Origin of the sequence: Knoellia tibetensis, assembly GCF_048606415.1 — a bacterium.
GTDB classification, from domain to species: domain Bacteria; phylum Actinomycetota; class Actinomycetes; order Actinomycetales; family Dermatophilaceae; genus Knoellia; species Knoellia tibetensis.
This window is the reverse complement of sequence record NZ_JBMBWF010000001.1, coordinates 425,652-445,546: the sequence shown is the minus strand read 5'-3', so window position 1 is coordinate 445,546 and position 19,895 is coordinate 425,652. Positions and strand designations below refer to the sequence as shown.

The window sequence follows — 19,895 nt, the reverse complement described above, 5'->3', positions numbered from 1 at the left end:
GGTGGTCGGTTCGTCGACGTCTGGCTCGCCCGGTCGCGGTCAGCTCCCGAGGGCCGCGCCGACGACCTCCTTGGCCTCGGCCTGCACCTGCGCCAGGTGCTCCTCGCCCTTGAACGACTCGGCATAGATCTTGTAGACGTCCTCGGTGCCGCTCGGCCGGGCCGCGAACCACGCCGACTCGGTGACGACCTTGAGCCCGCCGATGGCGGCACCGTTGCCCGGCGCCTCGGTGAGCTTGGCCGTGATCGCCTCTCCCGCAAGACTTTCGGCGCTCACCGCGTCGGGGGTCAGCGCCCCCAGGCGGGCCTTCTGCTCGCGGTTCGCGGGGGCGTCGATGCGGGCGTATGCCGGTGCGCCGTGCTTCGTTGTCAGCTCGGCATAGTGCTCGCTCGGGCTCTTGCCGGTCGCCGCCAGGATCTCGGAGGCGAGCAGCGCGAGGATGATCCCGTCCTTGTCGGTGGTCCACACGGAGCCGTCCATCCGCAGGAACGACGCACCCGCCGACTCCTCGCCGCCGAACGGGCCCGACCCGTCGAGCAGTCCGGGAACGAACCACTTGAACCCGACCGGCACCTCGACGAGGCGTCGACCGAGGTCCTCGGCGACCCGGTCGATCATCGAGCTCGACACGAGCGTCTTGCCGACGAACCCGTCGTCGCGCCACTGCGGTCGCGCTCCGCCGTAGAGGTACTGGATCGCGACCGCGAGGTAGTGGTTGGGGTTCATGAGACCGGCGTCGGGCGTGACGATGCCGTGGCGGTCGGAGTCGGCGTCGTTGCCGGTGGCGATGTCGTAGTCGTCCTTGCGCCCGATGAGCGAGGCCATGGCGCTGGGGGAGGAGCAGTCCATCCGGATCTTGCCGTCCCAGTCGAGCGTCATGAAGCGCCAGGTCGCGTCGACGAGGGGGTTGACGACCGTGAGGTCGATGCCGTGCCGGTCGGCGATGGCGCTCCAGTAGTCGACCGCCGCACCACCGAGCGGGTCGGCACCGATGCGGACGCCCGCCTCCTTGATCCGCGCGATGTCGACGACCGAGGGCAGGTCGTCGACGTAGGTCCCGAGGAAGTCGTATGCCGTCGCGCCGGCACGCGCTCGCGAGAACGGGATTCGCCTGACGTCCTTGAGCCCGCCCTTGATCAGCTCGTTGGCGCGGGCGGCGATGGTCTTCGTCGCGTCCGAGTCGGCGGGGCCGCCGTGCGGCGGGTTGTACTTGAAGCCACCGTCGCTGGGCGGGTTGTGTGACGGCGTGACGACGATGCCGTCCGCGAGACCCGCGCCGGTCGGCATACGGTCGACGCCGGTGACCATGCCACGGTTGGCGACGAGGATCGCGTGCGACACCGCGGGGGTGGGGGTGTAGCGGTCGGCCGAGTCGACGAGCACGGTGACGTCGTTGGCCGCGAGCACCTCGAGGGCCGAGGCCCACGCCGGCTCGGAGAGGCCGTGGGTGTCCCGCCCGAGGAAGAGCGGCCCGTCGAAGCCCTGCTCGCGGCGGTAGTCGACGATCGCCTGGGTCGTCGCGAGGATGTGGTCCTCGTTGAAGGCCGTGTTGAGCGAGCTTCCGCGGTGGCCCGAGGTGCCGAAGGCGACCTTCTGGTCGACGTTGTCGGGGTCCGGCTTGAGTGCGTAGTAGGACGTGACGAGGTGCGGCACGTCGACGAGGTCGGAGGGCTGGGCCGGCTGTCCCGCGCGCAACTCGGTCATCGTTCCTGCTCCTCGATCGCCGGGGTGGGGATGGTGACGGTCCTGTGCCGCATCTTCGACGCCGTCCCTGGCGCGGGCACGTCCGCCTTCACCGACTCCTGCGGGGCCGGGGGGCGGGACGGGGCGGGCTCGATGACGACCGGCTCCTCCGCGGTGTCCTGTCCGTCGCCGGCGCCGTCCTCCACGACGGGCGCCAGGTAGATGGCGGTGAGTCCGGCGACCCGCACGACGACGTGGAAGGGCTGGTTGTTCCACGGCTCCTCGACGGCGTCGAGGACGAGGTCGGCCTGGCTCGGGGTGCCGTGCTGGTCGTAGCCGCTCGTGTCGAGCACGACCCGCCACTGCCCACCCGAGGGCACCCCGACGCGCAGCCACTCCTTCGAGTCGCCACCGAAGTTGACGACGCACGCGACGACGTCGCCGCCATGGCGCGACGGCTCGGCGAAGCGGACGAACGAGTAGGTGTTGCCGGTGTTGTCGTCGGCGTCGAGCCACTCGAAACCGGCCGGCTGGCTGTCGAGCGCCCAGAGCGCCGGGTGCTCGAGGTAGACGCGGTTGAGCTCCTTGACGAGGTTGTGCACGCGATAGTGCGCGGGCTGGTCGAGCAGCCACCAGTCGAGCGACTTGCCGTCGGCCCACTCGCTCGGCTGGGCGAACTCGTTGCCCATGAAGAGGAGCTGCTTGCCCGGGTGCGCCCACATGTAGGCGAGGAAGGCGCGCACGGTGGCGAGCTGGTCGGTGCGGTTGCCCGGTGCCTTGTTGACGAGCGAGCCCTTGCCGTGGACGACCTCGTCGTGGCTGATGGGCAGGACGTAGTTCTCGCTGAACGCATACATGAGCGCGAACGTCAGCAGACCGTGGTGGTGCTGGCGGTCGTAGGGGTTCTCGCCGAGGTAGCGCAGCGAGTCGTTCATCCATCCCATGTTCCACTTGAGCCCGAAGCCGAGGCCACCCTCGCTCGTCGCCTTGGTGACGCCCGGCCACGACGTCGACTCCTCGGCGATCGTCACGATGCCGGGGACCCGCTTGTAGGCCGTGGCGTTGGTCTCCTGGAGCAGCCCGATCGCCTCGAGGTGCTCACGGCCGCCGTGCACGTTGGGCAGCCACTCGCCGTCCTTGCGCGAGTAGTCGAGGTAGAGCATCGACGCGACGGCGTCGACCCGCAGCCCGTCGATGTGGAACTCCTCGAGCCAGTAGAGCGCATTGGCGACGAGGAAGTTGCGCACCTCGAGGCGGCCGAAGTCGAAGATGTGGGTGCCCCAGTCGGGCTGGTCGCCGCGCCTGGGGTCCGGGTGCTCGTAGAGGGGGAGCCCGTCGAAGCGGGCCAGCGCCCACTCGTCGCGCGGGAAGTGGCCGGGCACCCAGTCGAGGATGACGCCGATGCCCGCCTGGTGCAGTGCGTCGACGAGGAACTTGAAGTCGTCGGGCGTGCCGAACCGCGAGGTCGGGGCGTAGTAGCCGGTCACCTGGTAGCCCCACGACGGGCCGTAGGGATGCTCCATGACCGGCAGGAACTCGACGTGGGTGAACCCCAGGTCGACGACGTAGTTGACGAGGTGCTCGGCGAGCTCGCGGTAGGTCAGGCCCTGGCGCCACGAGCCCAGGTGGACCTCGTAGACGCTCATCGGCCCGGAGTGCGGGTTCGACTCCGCCCGCTTGGTCATCCACTCGGAGTCGCTCCACGTGTGCCGCGCCTCGTCGACGACCGAGCCGGTGAGCGGTGGCTCCTCGGTGCGGCGCGCCATCGGGTCGGCCTTGGTGCGCACGATGTCGTCGGCGCCACGGATCTCGTACTTGTAGACCGAACCCTCACCGACATCCGGCACGAAGAGCTCCCAGACGCCGCTGCTGCCGATGAGCCGCATCGGGTGGATCCGGCCGTCCCAGCCGTTGAAGTCGCCGACGACCCGGACGGCCTTGGCGCGCGGGGCCCACACGGCGAAGGACGTGCCTCGAACCGTGCCGAGCGGTCCGGGGTACTCGTGCACCCGCGCACCCAGCACCGTCCACAGCTGCTCGTGCCGCCCCTCGTTGACGAGGTGAAGGTCCATCTGGCCCAGCGTGGGCGCGAAGCGGTAGGGGTCGTCCTGGACGTGCTCGTAGCCGTCGCCCCAGTCCACGAGGAGCCGGTAGTCCATCGTCTCGGTCGTTCCCGGACGCACGGCCGACCAGACTCCCTCGGCCTCGTGCTCGAGCGCGAGCTCCTCGCCGTCGGCGAAGCGCACCCGCACCGAGGCGGCCATCGGGCGCATCGCTCGGATGCGCAGCCCGCCGTCCTCGAGGTGCTGGCCGAGCAGGTCGTGCGGCTGCTGGTGGCGCCCGTGGATGAGCGCGTTGATCGCACCGCTGACGTCGTGCGCGGGGGTCGGGGTCACGGGGTGTCCTCCTGGTGTGCCGGGGAGTGCTGGGCGTCGGCGTCCTGATGGAAGCCGGATGCGAGCCGTTGGACGGCGGCGAGGGGGATGTCTACCCACGAGGGTCGGTTGCGAACCTCGTAGACGACCTCGTACATCGCCTTGTCGAGCTCGAAGGCCGCGAGCAGGGCCGCGCGGTCACGGGGGTCCTCACCGGCCGTCGCGGCATAGCCGTCGAGGAAGGCCTGCTGCGCGCTCGTGACCCACTCGCGGGCCGAGCCGCCGCTCTCGTGCTCGACGGCGCCTCCGGCGTAGTCGAAGCTGCGGAGCATGCCGGCGATGTCGCGGATCCACTGGTCGGGCTGGTTGCGCTCGGCGAGGGGCCGAAGCGGCTCGCCCTCGAAGTCGAGGAGCACCCACCCGCCGTCGGGCGTGTGGAGCACCTGACCAAGGTGGTAATCACCGTGGATCCGTTGCAGCGCAGGCCAGCTCGCGCCCTCGGCCGCGTCGAGCACGGCCCCGACGGCGTCCTCCAGCTCCTCGAGCGCGCCGACCTCGGCTGCCGCCGCGGCATAGCGCAGACGCATGCCGCCGAGGATCTCGCGGACGACCTGCGGGTCGGTGGGGGTGGTGCCGAGCGACTCGGCGAGCGTCGCGTGCACCTCGGCTGTCGCCTCGCCGAGCGCGCGTGCCGGGCCGCTGAAGTCCTCGCCCGAGCGCACGGCCGCAGCGGCCACGCGCCACGCGTCCTCGACGCCGGGCAGGAACTCCTGCGCGAAGGCGAAGTGCCCGTATGCCGTTCGCCCACCCTCCGCAGACGCCTCACCCGACGCGTCGGGCTCGGGCCACTGCCCGGCGACCGACCCGACGACGGCCGGCACGCGGGCACAGCCGGCCTCGCGCAGCGCCGACTGGAGGACGACGTCGGGGTTCTCGCCGGTCGAGAGCATGCGGAAGACCTTGACGATGACCGGAACCGGCGCACCGGACGTGTCCTCGCAGTCGAGGATGACCGAGGTGTTGGACTGCTCGCCCGAGAGCACGCGCGAGCCGACGACGCGCACGTCGCGCGACCAGGCGGCGCCCGGAGTCGCCACGACCGTGTCGTCGTGGGCATCGCTCTGCGCGGTGGACTCCGCACGCACCCGGCCCTGGACGAGCTCGAGGAGCTGGCCGGCATACACGGGGTCGTGGGGTGCGTCGTAGACCCAGCGGCGCCCGAGGACGGAGTGCTCCATCGTCCCGACGAGGGCGTGCTCGGCACCCTCGAGAGGGGCTCCGCGGTAGGTGAGCGGAACCTGGTAGACGACCGGCGCGGGTCCCGAGGCGTCCGAGACGACGAGCACCTCGACCCCGACCTCGCCGGCCGGGTCGCCGAGTCTCCACGACGCGAGGCGATGGACGACCGGGGAGGTGCCCTTGGCGGCATACCAGCGCTGTGAGCCCATCCACGACGCGACGAGCTCGACCTTGGTCGGCGTGAGGGTGGCGCCCTTGTGCAGCTCAGCCACGGTGCTGCGCCTCCGAACGGCTCTCCTGACCGACGCGCAGCCAGAAGAAGTCACGGCTGCCCATCGTGATCGTGACACGGCCGTCGGCGGCGATCCACGGGAAGTTCGCGCCGCCGAAGAGGTCGAAGAGCTCCTTCTCGCCCATGTCCTCGGGCAGCTGGATCGTCGCCGCCTGGGGCTTGTCCGAGAGGTTGTTGATGCAGAGCACCGTCTCGCCCGGGTGGTCGCGGTCACCGCCCCACGAACGGGTGAAGGCCAGGATCGACTCGTTGTCGGTCGGGGTGATGACGAAGTCGCCGAGGCCGAACGCGGGGTGCAGCCGGCGGACGCCGAGCATGCCGCGGAGCCAGTGCAGCAGCGAGTGGCCGGTCGCCATCTGCGCCTCGACGTTGACGCCGTTGTAGTGGTAGACGAGCGAGGAGATGACGGGCAGGTAGAGCTTCCCCGGGTCGGCCGCGGAGAAGCCGGCGTTGCGGTCGGGCGTCCACTGCATCGGCGTGCGGACGGCGTCGCGGTCGTTGAGCCAGATGTTGTCGCCCATGCCGATCTCGTCGCCGTAGTAGAGGCACGGCGAGCCCGGCAGCGAGAGCAGGAGCGCGTGGATGAGCTCGATCTCGGGGCGGCTGTTGTCGAGCAGGGGAGCGAGGCGCCGGCGGATGCCGACGTTGGCGCGCATGCGTGGGTCGGGGGCGTACCAGCCGTACATCGCGGCGCGTTGCTCCGGCGTCACCATCTCGAGGGTGAGCTCGTCGTGGTTGCGCAGGAAGGTGCCCCACTGCGTGCCCGACGGGATCGACGGCGTCTCGGCGAGGACGTCGATGATCGGCTGCGCCCGCTGCTCGCGCAGCGAGTAGTAGAGCATCGGCATGACCGGGAAGTGGAAGCACATCTGGCACTCGGGGTCGTCCTCGGTGCCGAAGTAGTCGACGACGTCGGCCGGCGGCTGGTTGGCCTCGGCGAGCAGGATGCGGCCGGGGTACTCCTCGTCGACCATCTTGCGCAGCTTGGCGAGGAACTGGTGGGTCTTCGGGTGGTTCTCCCCGTTGTGGCCCTCCTCCTCGTAGAGGTAGGGCACGGCGTCGAGGCGGAAGCCGTCGATGCCCATGTCCATCCAGAAGCGCACGACCTCGAACATCGCGTCGTGGACCGCCGGGTTCTCGAAGTTGAGGTCCGGCTGGTGCGAGAAGAAGCGATGCCAGAAGAACTCGCGCCGGATCGGGTCGAAGGTCCAGTTCGAGGTCTCGGTGTCGATGAAGATGATGCGCGCGTCGGTGTACTTGTCGTCGGTGTCGGACCAGACGTAGAAGTCGCCGTAGGGGCCTTCGGGGTCGGACCGGGAGGCCTGGAACCACGGGTGCTGGTCGCTCGTGTGGTTCATGACGAAGTCGGTGATGATCCGGATGCCGCGGGCGTGCGCCTCGGTGATGAGCTGCTGGAACTCGGGCATGGTGCCGAACTCGGGGAGCACCTGCGTGTAGTCGGCGATGTCGTAGCCGCCGTCGCGCAGGGGGCTCGCGTAGAAGGGCGGCAGCCACAGGCAGTCGACGCCGAGCCACTGAAGGTAGTCGAGCCGGTTGACGACGCCCTGGAAGTCGCCGGCGCCGGACCCGTTGGAGTCACCGAAGGCTCGGACGAGCACCTCGTAGAAGACGGCCGTCTTGAACCACTCGGGGTCGTGCTTGAGCCCCGGCTGGTGGAGTCCGAGTCCTTGCGTCGCCGTCACGTTCTCAGTACCTCTTCAGCTCGATGATGTGGACCGGCTCGTGGTCCGGTCCGAGGTGGACCATGCTCTCGCGCAGGAAGTCCCACCACTGGTCGGTGATGAGGTCGTGCGCGCGGAAGCCCTCGTCGGGGTGAAGGCCGAGGGCGGGCATGTCGAAGACGACGCGGCTCCAGCGGGTGCTGTGCGGGTCGAGGTTCGCGATGACGATGACGACGTCCTCGTGCTCGGGGGCGCCGGTCGTCGGGTCAGCCGGGACGACGCGGCGCTTGCTGAACGCCATGATGTTCTCGTCGTCGACGTGGTGGAACGTGATGTTGCGCAGCCAGTGCAGCGCCGGGTGGGCGCGCCGGATCTCGTTGAGCCGCCTGAGGTACCACGCGAGGGACTGGCCCTCCCTGGCCCCGCCGGGCTCGTAGTCCTCCCAGTGCCGGTTCTTGTACTGGTACTTCTCGTTGTCGATCTGCTCCTCGGCGCCCGGGCGGGCGACGTGCTCCATGAGCTCGTAGCCGGCGTAGATGCCGTAGGTCGGCACGAGGGTTCCGGCGAGTGCTGCGCGCAGCTTCCACGCCGCCGGCCCGCCGAACTGCATGTAGGGCGTGAGTATGTCGTGCGTCGTCGGCCAGAAGCTGGGCCGCATGTAGTGCGCGGTCTCGGTGGCGAGCTCCTCGACGTACTCCTGGAGCTCGGGCTTGGTGTTGCGCCACGCGTAGTAGGTGTAGCTCTGCTGGAAGCCGACCTTGGCCAGGGTGCGCATCATCGCCGGCTTCGTGAACGCTTCCGACAGCCAGATGATCTCCGGGTGGTCGCGGGCGACGTCTTGGATGAGCCACTGCCAGAACTCGACGGGCTTGGTGTGCGGGTTGTCGACGCGGAAGAGCGTCACGCCGTGGTCGATCCAGACCTGGACCATCCGGCGCATCTCGGCGTAGGCGCCCTCGGGGTCGTTGTCGAAGTTGAGCGGGTAGATGTCCTGGTACTTCTTCGGCGGGTTCTCCGCGAAGGCGATCGTCCCGTCGGCGCGCGTCGTGAACCACTCGGGGTGCTCCTGGACCCACGGGTGGTCGGGGGAGCACTGGAGCGCGATGTCCATGGCGACCTCGAGCCCGAGCCGGCGCGCCTCGGCGACGAAGGCGTCGAAGTCCTCGAACGTGCCGAGGTCGGGGTGGATCGCGTCGTGCCCGCCGTCGGGGGAGCCGATGGCGTAGGGGCTGCCCGGGTCCTCGGGTCCGGCGTCGAGGGTGTTGTTGGGGCCCTTCTTGGCCGCCGACCCGATCGGGTGGATCGGGGTGAGGTAGATGACGTCGAAGCCCATGCCGGCGACGGCGGTGAGGCGCTTGGCGGCCGTGCGCAGCGTGCCCGAGCGCCACTCGTGCGTCGTGTCGTCGTAGACCGCGCCCTCGCTGCGGGGGAAGAACTCGTACCACGCGCCGGTGAGCGCGAGCTCCCGCTCCACGAGCAACGGGTATGCCGTGCTCGGGCTCACCATGTCCCGCACCGGGGTGGTGGTGAGCTCCTCGTGCACGGGTCCGTGCGTCACGGCCGACAGGCGCACCAGCGGGGGGCGGCTGTCGTCGGTGAGGGCGGTGAGCCCGGCGAGGACGACGTCGCGGCCCTCGGGGAGCCGGCCGGCGGACTCGGCGGCGCGCTCGAGGAGGAGCGCGCCCTCGGCGAGCATGAGGTCGGTGTCGACGTCGGCCTGGATCTTGACGGTCGCGTCGTGCTCCCACGTGCCGAACGGGTCGGACCATCCCTCGACGCGGAACGTCCACATGCCGGGACGATCCGCGGAGACCGTGGCCTCCCAGGCGTTGAGCCCGGGGTTGGTGCAGACCATCGGCGAGACGTGGTCGACACCGTCGGGATCGGTGAGCACGACCGAGGCCGCGACGGCGTCGTGCCCCTCGCGCAGGACGGTCGCGGTGACGACGAACTGCTCTCCGACCACGCATTTCGTGGGTCGGGCCCCTCCGTCGACGAGGGGCTCGACGTCGAGGACGGGGATGCGGCCGATCGGGGACTGGGGAGGAGTACTCAGTGGCGTGGCGGTCACGTGCCGACGCTATCGTCCCGTCGCCGTCGGGGACGAGTTGTGACCGCGGGAGGAAACAGTCGGCGGAAACGTTTCCGCCAAGGCCCGGTGTGACCTAGGGTGCACCCTCGTGAAGGCCATCCGTCGCTTCAGCGTCCGCCCCGTCCTGCCCGCCCGCATCGCCCCGCTGGGCGACCTCGCGATGAACCTGCGCTGGAGCTGGCACCCGCCGCTGCGCGACCTCTTCGAGAGCATCGACCCGAAGCGGTGGGCCTCGGTCGGCGCCGACCCGGTGGCCATGCTCTCGGCGACGACGGTCGAGGAGCTCGAGGCCCTCGCCGCCGACGACGCCTTCGTCGCCCGGGTCGAGGAGGCCAAGCAGGGCCTCGACCGCTACCTCGGGGAGGACCGCTGGTACCAGCAGTGGTCCGGGGAGCAGGGTGAGGCCGGTGCGCCGTCGTCGATCGCCTACTTCAGCCCGGAGTACGGCATCGCCGCCGCGCTGCCGCAGTACTCCGGTGGCCTCGGCATCCTCGCCGGCGACCACCTCAAGTCGGCCTCCGACATCGGCGTGCCGATCGTCGGCGTGGGCCTCTTCTACAAGACCGGCTACTTCCGCCAGAGCTTCAACAGCGACGGATGGCAGCAGGAGGACTACCCCGTCCTCGACCCCGACGGCCTGCCGCTGTCGCTGCTGCGCGAGGAGGACGGCACTCCGTGCCACATCGTCCTCGGCCTCCCCGGCGGCCGTGAGCTGCGCGCCCAGGTGTGGCGCGCCCAGGTCGGCCGCGTACCGCTGCTCCTCCTCGACTCCGACGTCACCGGCAACGACGACGCGGCCCGGGCCGTGACCGAGCGCCTCTACGGCGGTGGCGGCGAGCAGCGCCTCCAGCAGGAGATGCTCCTCGGCATCGGCGGCGTCCGCGCCCTGCGCCTGTGGTCCCGCCTCACCGGCGCCCCGACGCCGGACGTCTACCACTCCAACGAGGGCCACGCCGGCTTCCTCGCCGTCGAGCGGATCAGCGAGCTCGTCACCGGCTCCGACCTCTCCTTCGACGAGGCCCTCGAGGCCGTGCGGGCCGCAACCGTCTTCACGACGCACACGCCCGTGCCCGCCGGCATCGACCGGTTCGAGCGCCGCCTCATCGAGATCTACTTCGGTGGCGACCTGGCCCCCGCCGGCGTGCCGCTCGACCGCCTCCTCGCGCTCGGCGCCGAGACCTACGAGGGCGGCGACGCCGCGGTCTTCAACATGGCGGTCCTCGGGCTGCGCATCGCCCAGCGTGCCAACGGCGTCTCCCAGCTCCACGGCGTCGTGAGCCGCGACATGTTCGACGGCCTCTGGCCGGGCTTCGACGCCGACGAGGTGCCGATCACGAGCATCACCAACGGCGTCCACAGCCCGACCTGGGTCGACCGCAAGGTCTTCGAGCTCGCCGACCGTCACTCCGACGCGGTCAACATCGACACGACCGTGCTCGACAACACCGACTCGTGGAGGGCCATGGCCGACCTGCCGCGCGACGAGGTGTGGGCGACCAAGCGCGAGCTGCGCGAGCAGCTCGTCCGCGAGGCCCGTGCCCGCATGCGGGCGTCGTGGGTCCAGCGCGGCGCGTCCTCGGCCGAGCTCGGCTGGACCGACGAGATCCTCGACCCCGACATCCTCACGATCGGCTTCGCCCGCCGGGTGCCGACCTACAAGCGGCTCACGCTCATGCTGCGCGACCCCGCGCGCCTCAAGAAGCTGCTGCTCGACCCCGAGCGCCCGATCCAGATCGTCATCGCCGGCAAGTCGCACCCGGCCGACGAGACCGGCAAGCAGCTCATCCAGCAGATGATCAAGTTCACCGACGACCCCGAGGTCCGTCACCGCATCGCGTTCCTGCCGAACTACGACATCGCGATGGCACAGCACCTCTACCCGGGCTGCGACGTGTGGCTCAACAACCCGCTGCGCCCGTTCGAGGCGTCCGGCACCTCGGGCATGAAGGCCGCCCTCAACGGCGCCCTCAACCTCTCGATCCTCGACGGCTGGTGGGACGAGTGGTTCGACGGCAACAACGGCTGGGCGATCCCGACCGCCGACGGCGTCGAGGACCCCGACCGTCGTGACGACATCGAGGCCAACGCCCTCTACGACCTCATCGAGAACCAGGTCGCGCCGCGCTTCTACGACGTCGACGAGGACAACCTCCCGCAGAACTGGCTCGCCATGGTCATGCACACGGTGTCGACCCTCGGCCCCAAGGTCCGGGCGAGCCGCATGGTGCGCGAGTACACCGAGCGCCTCTACGTCCCCGCCGCTCGCTCCGGCTGGGCCCTGCGCGAAGGTGACTTCGCCGGCGCACGCGACCTCGCGGCATACGCGACGAAGGTCAAGGAGGCCTGGCCCAAGGTGAGCGTCGACCACGTCGAGTCGACCGGTCTCGGCGACAGCCCCGAGATCGGGGAGACGCTGCACGTCAACGCCTACGTCTCGCTCGACGGGCTCGGCCCCGCCGACGTCGAGGTCCAGGTGGCGCACGGGCGCACGAACCACCGCGGCGACGAGCTGCACGACGTGACGACGTTGCCGCTGCAGCACTCCGAGACCTACGAGCAGGGCCGTCACCAGTTCTCCGGCGACCTCGTGCTCAAGACGAGTGGCGCGTTCGGCTACACCGTGCGGGTCGTGCCCAAGCACGCCGGCCTCGCGACGCCCGCCAGCCTCGGCCTCGTCGCCACCGCCTGACCCAGCTTTTGCTCCCCATGCGGGAACGTTGAAGGTCCGGAGGGGACATTTCCCTCCGGACCCTCAACCTTTCCTCCGTATGCCGGCCACGCAGAGCCCGGGACCCGCACCCGCGCCGCTGGGACGCGTCACCAGATGAAGCGGGGCGCCGTCCAGAGGACGAAGCCGAGCAGGACGGGCAGGGCGACGGCGACCGAGCCGTGCTTCTGCACGGGCTCGTGCCCGGTCCAGCCCACCGCCCGCCGCATCCGCAGCGCCACGACGACCAACCCTGCGCCGAGTCCGGCACCCAGGAGCCCGAGCCCGACCCGTTGCAGGGCGCCGTAGGTCCCATTCCATGTCGTCGCCACCCGCTCGCCGCCGGCCTCGAGACCGACGACGTCGCCGTCGGGCTGCGACAGCATGACGCCTTGGGTCACGTCAGCCTCGCGGAGTCGGTCGGAGGCACGGTCCGGCAACGACACCTCATGGGCACGCCCCGACGACGGCCGCAGGTCCCAGTCGTCACCCGCGTCCCGCCGCGAGTAGCGCGGCCCGTCGACGGACACGTCGGTGCGCACGAGGCACATCCCGCTCGCCTCGCTGCCGCACGCCCGTCCCTCCTCGACGACGTCACCCCACCGCGCAGCGGCCACGGCGTTGAGGGCCGTCAGCAGGCTGACGACGAGGGCGACGACGCCGAGCGGCAGCAGCACGAGCGGCCGCGCGACGACCTTGCCCACCGACATCCCCGTCCCTGCCGTCCCCGCCGACCGACCGCCGCGCTCAGCCGAGCTCGTCCAAGGCCTTCTGCGACCCCGGGTGCAGCTCGACCGGGTCGGACTCCTTGGCCGTCGCCGGGTCGAGGTCCTTGGCCGCGGGGTGCACCTTCTCGAGGTCGGCCTTCTTGTCGAAGAGCAGCTTCGTCAGCGCGCACGCGTTGTTCTCGGACATGTCCGAGCGCACGAGGAGCACGTTCGGCACGACGACCGTCTTGGCATCGGCAGGCGTCTTGTAGGTCGCGGCCGGGATGACGTCCTCGGCATAGACCGGGTTGACCTCCTTGAGCTGGGGCAGCAGGGGAGTGATGTCGAGAAACTGGACCTGGTCGCCCATCGACGTCATGAGGTCGGTGATGCCGCCGGTCGGCAGGCCGCCGGACCACACGAGCCCGTCGATGCTGCCGTCCTTCATGCCGTCGACGGTCTTGGTGAGGTCGAGCCGCTGCGCCTGCACGTCCTTGGCCGGGTCGAGACCGGCGGCCTCGATGAGCCGGTTCGCGATCACCTCGGTGCCCGACTTCGGCGACCCGGTCGAGATGCGCTTGCCCTTGAAGTCCTCGATCTTGGTGATGCCCGACTTCTTCGACACGACGACCTGCGTGTAGTTCGAGTAGATCCGCGCGAGCGCCTTGACGTCGGCCTTCTTGCCCTCGAACGCGCCCTTGCCGGTCACGGCGTCGGCGGCGGTGTCGGCCAGCGAGAACGCGATGTCGTACTTCTTGTCGACGAGCTGCTGGATGTTCTGCACCGACGCCCCGGTCTCGGCCGCGGTCGCCTTGAGGTCGGTGTTGGCGCTGATGACCTGCGCCAGACCGCCACCGAGCGCGTAGTAGACGCCCGTGCTGTTGCCCGTCGCGATGGTGATCTGGCCGGCGCTCGCCGTGCAGTCGTCACCCCCGGAACCCCCACTCGCCGCGGTGTCGCTCGTGCGGTCCTGCTTGCCGCCACAGCCCGCGAGGGCGAGCGCGGTCACGGCGGCCACCGCGACGACGGATGTGCGAACTCGGTTGCGACTCATGCCTTTTCCTCCAGTTTGGTGGTGCTTTCGTCAGCTGTGGGCGTATGCCGGCCGCTCGCTCTCGTGAACCACGCCAGGCCCACGGCCACGGCGAGGAAGACGAGCCCGACGCCGATCGAGAAGGGCTGCAGGTAGAGCAGGAGCCCGGCGGCGGGGACGCAGAGGGCGCGGACGACGGGCTTGACCGGTCCGAAGAGCCAGCCGCCGGTGATGACCGCGAGGGCGGCGACGGCGAGCATCGACACCACGGTCGTCCAGACGATCGAGAGCGCGTCGCCCTGCATGAGCAGGTGCGAGCCGTTGTCGGTGATGACGAAGGCGAGCGGCGCGAGGAACGCGGGAAGCGTGTACTTCCACGCGTTCCACATCGTCCTCATCGCGTCACCGCCGGTGATCGCGGACGCGGCGACCGCGGCGAGCGCGGTCGGCGGCGACACCTCGGAGAGCACGGCGTAGTAGAAGATGAACATCGCGGTCTCGGGCGCGCTCACGCCGAGCGTCTGCAGGGCCGGGCCGATGACGACCCACGCGATGATGAACGACGCCGTCACCGGCACGGCGAGGCCGAGCACGGCGATCGCGACCGCCGCGAAGACGGCGGTGAGGACGAGCACCCCGGTCTCGTTGCTCGTCAGTGCCTGCGCGGCGGAGACGAGCATCGACGCGAGCGACTGCCCGATCCCGGTCTTGACGATGACCGAGGTGATGATGCCTGCCGCGGCGCACACCGAGGCCACGGGCAGGACCGAACGCACCCCCATGGCGAGACCGCGATAGAGCTCCACGGCATACGCGCGCAGTGCCTGGGGGAGCGGGAGGCGAGTCGCGTCGGGATCGAGCGGGTCGCGGCCCGACACGAGGCGCTCGACGAGCCCGAAGAGGGCGGCGACGCCGGTCGCGTAGACGACCGCCTTGAAGGGCGGGATGCCCAGCGCGAGGAAGGCGACGATGACGAAGAGCGAGAGGAAGTGGTAGCCGAAGCGCAGGAGCAGCTGCAGCGCGCTGCGTGTCGCGACGTGCACCTCGCGGGCGCCGAAGCGACGGGCGTCCATCTCGACGGCGAGGACGATGCCGAGGTAGTAGAGCAACGTCGGGACCGTCGCCCAGAGCAGGACCTCGAGGTAGTTGACGCCGAGGTACTCCGCGATGATGAACGCCGCTGCGCCGAGGGTCGGCGGCGAGAGGATCGCGCCGATGCCGGCCGCGGCGAGCATGCCGCCTGCGGCCTCGCGGGGGTAGCCGGCCCGCTTGAGGATCGGCCACGAGACCGAGCCGAGGCTCACGGCGGTCGCTGTGCCCGAGCCGCTCACGGTGCCGAGGAGGAAGCCGCTCAGCGCGACCGTGCGGCCCGGCGCCGACGAGCTCTTGCGGAACGCCGCGAACGAGATGTCGATGAAGAAGCGGCTCGCGCCGGTCGCCTCGAGGACGGCGCCGTAGATCGTGAAGAGGACGATGTAGGTCGCGGCGACGTCGAGCGGGATCCCGAAGAAGCCGGACGCGTCGTTGTAGAGGCCGTTGATGATGTCGCCGAAGTTCATGCCGGCGTGGCTGATCGACCACGACACCGGCAGGAACCCCCCGTAGTAGGCGAACGCGAGGAAGACCGCGCAGACGATCGGCAGGACGAGGCCGGTCGTGCGTCGGGTCGCCTCGATGACGAGGAGCAGGAGCAGCGTGCCCATCGCGACGTCGACGGCGCCGAGCGAGCCCTGCCGGTCGAGGAACGCGTTGAAGCCGCCGCCACCGTCACCGATGGTCACCGGGAGGACGGGATAGAGGCAGACGAGCAGGGCGAGCGCCGCGAGGGCCCAGTCGAGGATGCCGGGGTTGTCCTTGCCGGGCGCCGCTCGCTGTGTGGTCGCCTCTGTCCTTGCCGGTATGCCGTCCTGCTCGGTCTCGGTCGTGCGCGCGCGTCTGCGGGTGGCGCGGTAGCAGACGAAGACGAGGGGGAGGACGGCGGCGAGGAAGAGGATGAGGTAGTACTGCCCGCCCTGCCGCAGCGGCGAGAACACCTGGTAGAGGACGAACATCGACACGAGGAAGCAGACGGCGGTGAGGACCTCGTTGAGCCGGTGCGAGAGGCGGCGGCCGGGGCGCTCCTCGTCGTACTCGCCGATGAGCCCCTCGACGTCGGTGGTGTTCTCGTCGCGAACCTCGCGGAGGCTCGTCGAGCCGCTGGCTCGACGGTCTAGGCCGTTGGCGGTCGAGTCGGAGGCGGGGTCCGGTGGCACCGTCCGCTCCATGCCGTCGCCGGACTGCGTGACCTCCGTTGGTCGACCCATGGCGTCAAACCTAGTCAGAGGATGGGCCGTTCGGGCCGGTGGCGGGCGGCCCATCTGAGGGTGCACCAACGGGGTCGAAGGTCTCTGGTCTCGGTGACGGCGCACGGCCCACGCTGGACACAGACATCGAGGAGGTGCGCGATGGAGTGGGACCTTGGGCTCCAGGGCGTGGGCGTTCTCGTCGCCCTCTCGCTCGCCTTCGGCGCACTGGCCGGCCTGCTCGCCGGTGACGACGTCGCCCACCGGCTCGACGCCATGGCCGTCACCACGGTCGCGTGCGTCATCGTCGGGCTCGTCGTCAGCGAGGTCGTCTTCGGCTCGGCGACCGGGGTCGAGCTCCAGCCCGACGTCGACGGGCTGGCGCGCGACGAGGTGCTGCTCTCAGGTGCTGTCACGACGGCCGTCGTCGTGCTCGTCATGCGCCGGATGGTGCACCGGGGCGCGCCGCGAGAACGTCGTCGGACGGCGGGTGGTCGGCGGGTCTGAGGCTGACCGCGCGGCCGGTGACGTCGGCGGGTGGGCGTGGGGTCCGTGGTGGCAAGCCGTCGCTCGAGTGGCTGGGTCCCCGGTGGCTGGCTACCCTCTGGTCAGGGGTCGACGGAGGGGCTGTGGACAACGCCACGGCGCTGACGGCGAATCCTGCTTGCATGGCCGGGTCGGCGAGGTCGACGGTCAGGGTCGGAGGTCGCGCGTGAGCCGGGGAGGCGAGCGCGCGCAAGCACGTGGGGAAGGGGGCGCTGTGGACGCCGTGCGCACTGTGGAGGCCGAGGTCCGTGAGCTCATCCGTCGCTCCGGCCTCGACCCGGCCCGCGACCCCAAGGCCGTCCAGCGGCTCGTGCGCGACGCCGTCGCCGACTACGACCAGCGATCGATGCACGGCGGCATGCCCGTCCTCGCGGACGTCGACAAGGCGGAGAAGTCGGTGTGGGACACCGTCGCCGGGTTCGGACCCCTGCAGCAGTACTTCGACGACCCCACCGTGGAAGAGATCTGGATCAACGAGCCGACCCGCGTCTTCATCGCCCGCGGGGGCGTGCCCGAGCTGACGACGACGCTGCTCACGGCCGACGAGGTGCGTGACCTCGTCGAGCGGATGCTCAAGTCCTCGGGACGGCGAGTCGACCTGTCCAGCCCCTTCGTCGACGCGGTGCTGCCCGACGGCTCCCGGCTCCACGTCGTCATCCCCGACATCACCCGCGAGCACTGGCACGTCAACGTCCGCAAGTTCATCGTCAAGGCCGACAACCTCGACGACCTCGTCCGGCTCGGCACCCTCACGCGACAGGCCGCGACCTTCCTCGAGGCTGCCGTCGCCTCCGGCCTCAACGTCCTCGTCGCCGGTGGCACCCAGGCCGGCAAGACGACGATGCTCAACTGCCTCGCGGCGGCGATCCCCGCGCGCGAGCGCGTCGTCACGTGCGAGGAGGTGTTCGAGCTCAAGATCCCGTTGCGCGACGTTGCGTCGATGCAGTGCCGCCAGCCGTCGCTCGAGGGCACCGGCGAGGTGCCGCTGCGACGCCTCGTCAAGGAGGCGCTGCGGATGCGGCCGTCGCGCATCATCGTCGGCGAGGTGCGCCAGGCCGAGAGCCTCGACCTGCTCATCGCCCTCAACTCCGGTCTGCCCGGCATGTGCACGATCCACGCCAACAGCGCCCGCGAGGCCATCACCAAGATGTGCACGCTGCCGTTGCTCGCCGGCGAGAACGTCGGCTCTCGGTTCGTCGTTCCGACCGTCGCCGGATCGATCGACATCGTCGTGCACGCCGCACTGGAGCGGGACGGCACGCGTCGCGTCCGCGAGATCGCAGCCGTCCCCGGCCGGGTCGAGGGTGACGTCGTCGAGATCGCCGACCTCTTCGTGCAGCGGGGCGGCGAGCTCGTGCGCGCCGACGGCTATCCGCCGCACCGCGACCGGTTCGAGCGCGCCGGGTACGACCTCCCGGCGCTGCTCGCTCAGGGGTCGATGTGACCGGCATCGTCGTCGGGCTCCTCTTCGGCACCGGGCTCTTCTGCATCTGGTGGAGCTTCTGGGTGCGCGAGGCCGAGCCCGACCGCCAGCCCGAGCCTCCGCTGCTCATCCGCCGCCTCCGTGACGACCTCGTGCAGGCCGGCTATCCGACGGTCACGCCCCGCACGCTCCTCGTCGGTTGTTCGCTCGCCTTCCTCCTCGTGTTCCTCTTCGTGTATGCCGTCGTCGGCGTCCCAGCGATTGCGTCCTGCTTCGCGCTCATGGCTGCGTGGGGGCCCTACGCCCTCGTGCGGATACGCGCCCGGCAGCGGCGCAACCGGCTGCGCGACCTCTGGCCCGACGCCGTGGACAACATCACCTCGGCGGTGCGGGCGGGCATGTCACTTCCCGAGGCGGTCTCCCAGCTCGGTGTGCGCGGCCCGGAGGAGCTGCGGCCGGCGTTCGCCGCCTTCGCACAGGACTACAGGATCACCGGTCGCTTCCATGACTGCCTCGACCGCCTCAAGGAGCGGCTGAGCGACCCCGTCGCGGACCGGCTCATCGAGTCGCTCCGCATCGCCCGCGAGGTCGGTGGCAGCGACCTCGGGCGGCTGCTCCGCACCCTGTCGGTCTTCCTGCGCGAGGACTCACGGACCCGGGCCGAGCTCGAGACCCGTCAGTCGTGGACCGTCAACGCCGCCCGGCTCGCCGTCGCGGCGCCGTGGATCGTCCTCGCGATGCTCTCGACGCGTCCGGAGTCGGTGCAGGCCTACTCGTCGACGACCGGGGCGCTCGTGCTGCTCTCCGGCGCCGTCGTCACCGGGGTCGCCTACTGGCTCATGGTCCGGATCGGCCGCCTTCCCGAGGACGAGCGGGTTCTGCGATGAGCGACCTCGCCCGCTCCGGCGCCATCCTCGGCCTGCTCGCCGGTCTCGGCCTGCTGCTCGTGTGGCTCGGCCTGCCGCGCCACCGCCAGGCGGGTCTGGCCGACCGCGTGCTTCCCTACCTGCGGGACACCCCGCGCCCGTCGAACCTCCTCGCCGGGGACGGTCCACCCCAGGGCGTGCTCGCCGCTCTCCTCGCGCCGGTCATCGCCGAGCTCGGCCGTCACGTCGAGCGCGTCATGGGTGGCGCCGCCTCGGTGCGCCGCCGGCTCCTGCGGGCCGGCCAGTCGCCGGACGTCGACCGGTTCCGCGCGCAGCAGGTCATCTGGGGCGTGGGCGGCGGGGTCCTCATGCTCGCCTTCGGCACGCTCGCAGCGGTCACCCGCGGTTCGAGCCCCGTCCTCGTCGTGCTCCTCACCGGCATCGGCGTCGTCTCCGGCGTCGCCGGGGCGGACTGGTTCCTCAGCCACCGCGCCAAGAAGCGGGAGCAGCGCATGCTCGCCGAGTTCCCCACGGTGGCCGAGCTACTCGCGCTTGCCGTCGGTGCGGGCGAGGGGGCGGTCGGTGCGCTCGAGCGCGTCTGCCGGCTCTCCCGCGGTGCGCTGTCCGACGAGCTGCGCCGATGCCTCGCCGACGCCCGGGCCGGCGCCAGCCTGCCGGTGGCGCTACACGGACTCGCGGACCGCACCGGACTCATCAGCCTGACCCGCTTCGTCGACGGCATCGTCATCGCCGTCGAGCGCGGCACGCCCCTCGCCGACGTCCTGCGCGCGCAGGCCCAGGACGTCCGCGAGGAGGGTCGCCGCCTCGTCATGGAGTCCGGCGGCAAGAAGGAGATCGTGATGATGGTCCCGGTCGTCTTCCTCGTGCTGCCCGTGACGGTCCTCTTCGCCGTCTTCCCCGGCTTCTCGTTCCTCAACTTCTCGATGTGACACCACTGGAAAGGCACG

At 70.6% G+C, this 19,895-nt stretch carries 13 protein-coding genes; 5 read left to right on the top strand and 8 right to left on the bottom strand.

The window, feature by feature from the left end; genetic code table 11:
• Positions 1-39: 39 nt before the first annotated feature.
• Genes pgm through ACOJV7_RS02050 form a run of 5 tightly spaced genes read right to left on the bottom strand, consistent with a single transcriptional unit; the run spans position 40 to position 9,342 of the window.
• Positions 40-1,704: a phosphoglucomutase (alpha-D-glucose-1,6-bisphosphate-dependent) gene (pgm, locus tag ACOJV7_RS02070; protein ID WP_420188500.1), complete on the bottom strand. Its 1,665-nt coding sequence runs from the start codon at positions 1,702-1,704 to the stop codon at positions 40-42.
• A complete protein-coding gene (gene glgB / locus ACOJV7_RS02065) occupies positions 1,701-4,079 on the bottom strand; it encodes a 1,4-alpha-glucan branching protein GlgB (RefSeq protein WP_420188499.1) in 2,379 nt (792 codons plus the stop codon). Before glgB ends, pgm begins: the two co-directional genes overlap by 4 nt.
• Positions 4,076-5,569, bottom strand: coding sequence for a maltokinase N-terminal cap-like domain-containing protein (locus ACOJV7_RS02060; RefSeq protein ID WP_420188498.1), 1,494 nt, complete (start codon positions 5,567-5,569; stop codon positions 4,076-4,078). Before ACOJV7_RS02060 ends, glgB begins: the two co-directional genes overlap by 4 nt.
• A complete protein-coding gene (treS, locus tag ACOJV7_RS02055) occupies positions 5,562-7,292 on the bottom strand; it encodes a maltose alpha-D-glucosyltransferase (protein ID WP_420188497.1) in 1,731 nt (576 codons plus the stop codon). The genes ACOJV7_RS02060 and treS overlap by 8 nt, the downstream gene beginning before the upstream one ends.
• A gap of 4 nt (positions 7,293-7,296) precedes the next feature.
• Complete coding sequence (locus tag ACOJV7_RS02050) at positions 7,297-9,342, bottom strand: alpha-1,4-glucan--maltose-1-phosphate maltosyltransferase (RefSeq protein WP_420188496.1); 2,046 nt, start codon at positions 9,340-9,342, stop codon at positions 7,297-7,299.
• Between the two features lie 109 nt (positions 9,343-9,451).
• On the opposite strand from ACOJV7_RS02050, the gene glgP reads away from it, so the two are divergent.
• Positions 9,452-12,052, top strand: a complete 2,601-nt coding sequence (glgP, locus tag ACOJV7_RS02045; RefSeq protein WP_420188495.1) for an alpha-glucan family phosphorylase — start codon at positions 9,452-9,454, stop codon at positions 12,050-12,052.
• A gap of 128 nt (positions 12,053-12,180) precedes the next feature.
• Here glgP and ACOJV7_RS02040 read toward each other — a convergent pair whose 3' ends face one another.
• From ACOJV7_RS02040 to ACOJV7_RS02030, 3 genes are read right to left on the bottom strand one after another with little or no spacing between them, the layout of a single operon-like run.
• Entirely contained in the window at positions 12,181-12,780 is a 600-nt protein-coding gene (locus tag ACOJV7_RS02040; RefSeq protein ID WP_420188494.1) for a hypothetical protein, read from the bottom strand.
• 37 nt (positions 12,781-12,817) lie between these two features.
• Complete coding sequence (locus tag ACOJV7_RS02035) at positions 12,818-13,831, bottom strand: TAXI family TRAP transporter solute-binding subunit (RefSeq protein WP_420188493.1); 1,014 nt, start codon at positions 13,829-13,831, stop codon at positions 12,818-12,820.
• Positions 13,828-16,113, bottom strand: a complete 2,286-nt coding sequence (locus ACOJV7_RS02030; RefSeq protein ID WP_420188492.1) for a TRAP transporter permease — start codon at positions 16,111-16,113, stop codon at positions 13,828-13,830. The genes ACOJV7_RS02035 and ACOJV7_RS02030 overlap by 4 nt, the downstream gene beginning before the upstream one ends.
• A gap of 141 nt (positions 16,114-16,254) precedes the next feature.
• On the opposite strand from ACOJV7_RS02030, the gene ACOJV7_RS02025 reads away from it, so the two are divergent.
• The 4 genes from ACOJV7_RS02025 to ACOJV7_RS02010 all read left to right on the top strand — a co-directional run bounded on the left by ACOJV7_RS02025 (position 16,255) and on the right by ACOJV7_RS02010 (position 19,877).
• Positions 16,255-16,599 carry a hypothetical protein gene (locus ACOJV7_RS02025; RefSeq protein WP_420188491.1) on the top strand — a complete coding sequence of 115 codons (345 nt, stop codon included), beginning with the start codon at positions 16,255-16,257 and terminating at the stop codon, positions 16,597-16,599.
• A gap of 253 nt (positions 16,600-16,852) precedes the next feature.
• Positions 16,853-18,082 (top strand): TadA family conjugal transfer-associated ATPase, encoded by a 1,230-nt coding sequence (locus ACOJV7_RS02020; protein ID WP_420188490.1) that lies wholly within the window; start codon positions 16,853-16,855, stop codon positions 18,080-18,082.
• A complete protein-coding gene (locus tag ACOJV7_RS02015; RefSeq protein ID WP_420188489.1) occupies positions 18,079-18,948 on the top strand; it encodes a type II secretion system F family protein in 870 nt (289 codons plus the stop codon). The genes ACOJV7_RS02020 and ACOJV7_RS02015 overlap by 4 nt, the downstream gene beginning before the upstream one ends.
• Positions 18,945-19,877 (top strand): type II secretion system F family protein, encoded by a 933-nt coding sequence (locus tag ACOJV7_RS02010; protein ID WP_420188488.1) that lies wholly within the window; start codon positions 18,945-18,947, stop codon positions 19,875-19,877. Before ACOJV7_RS02015 ends, ACOJV7_RS02010 begins: the two co-directional genes overlap by 4 nt.
• Positions 19,878-19,895: the final 18 nt, after the last annotated feature.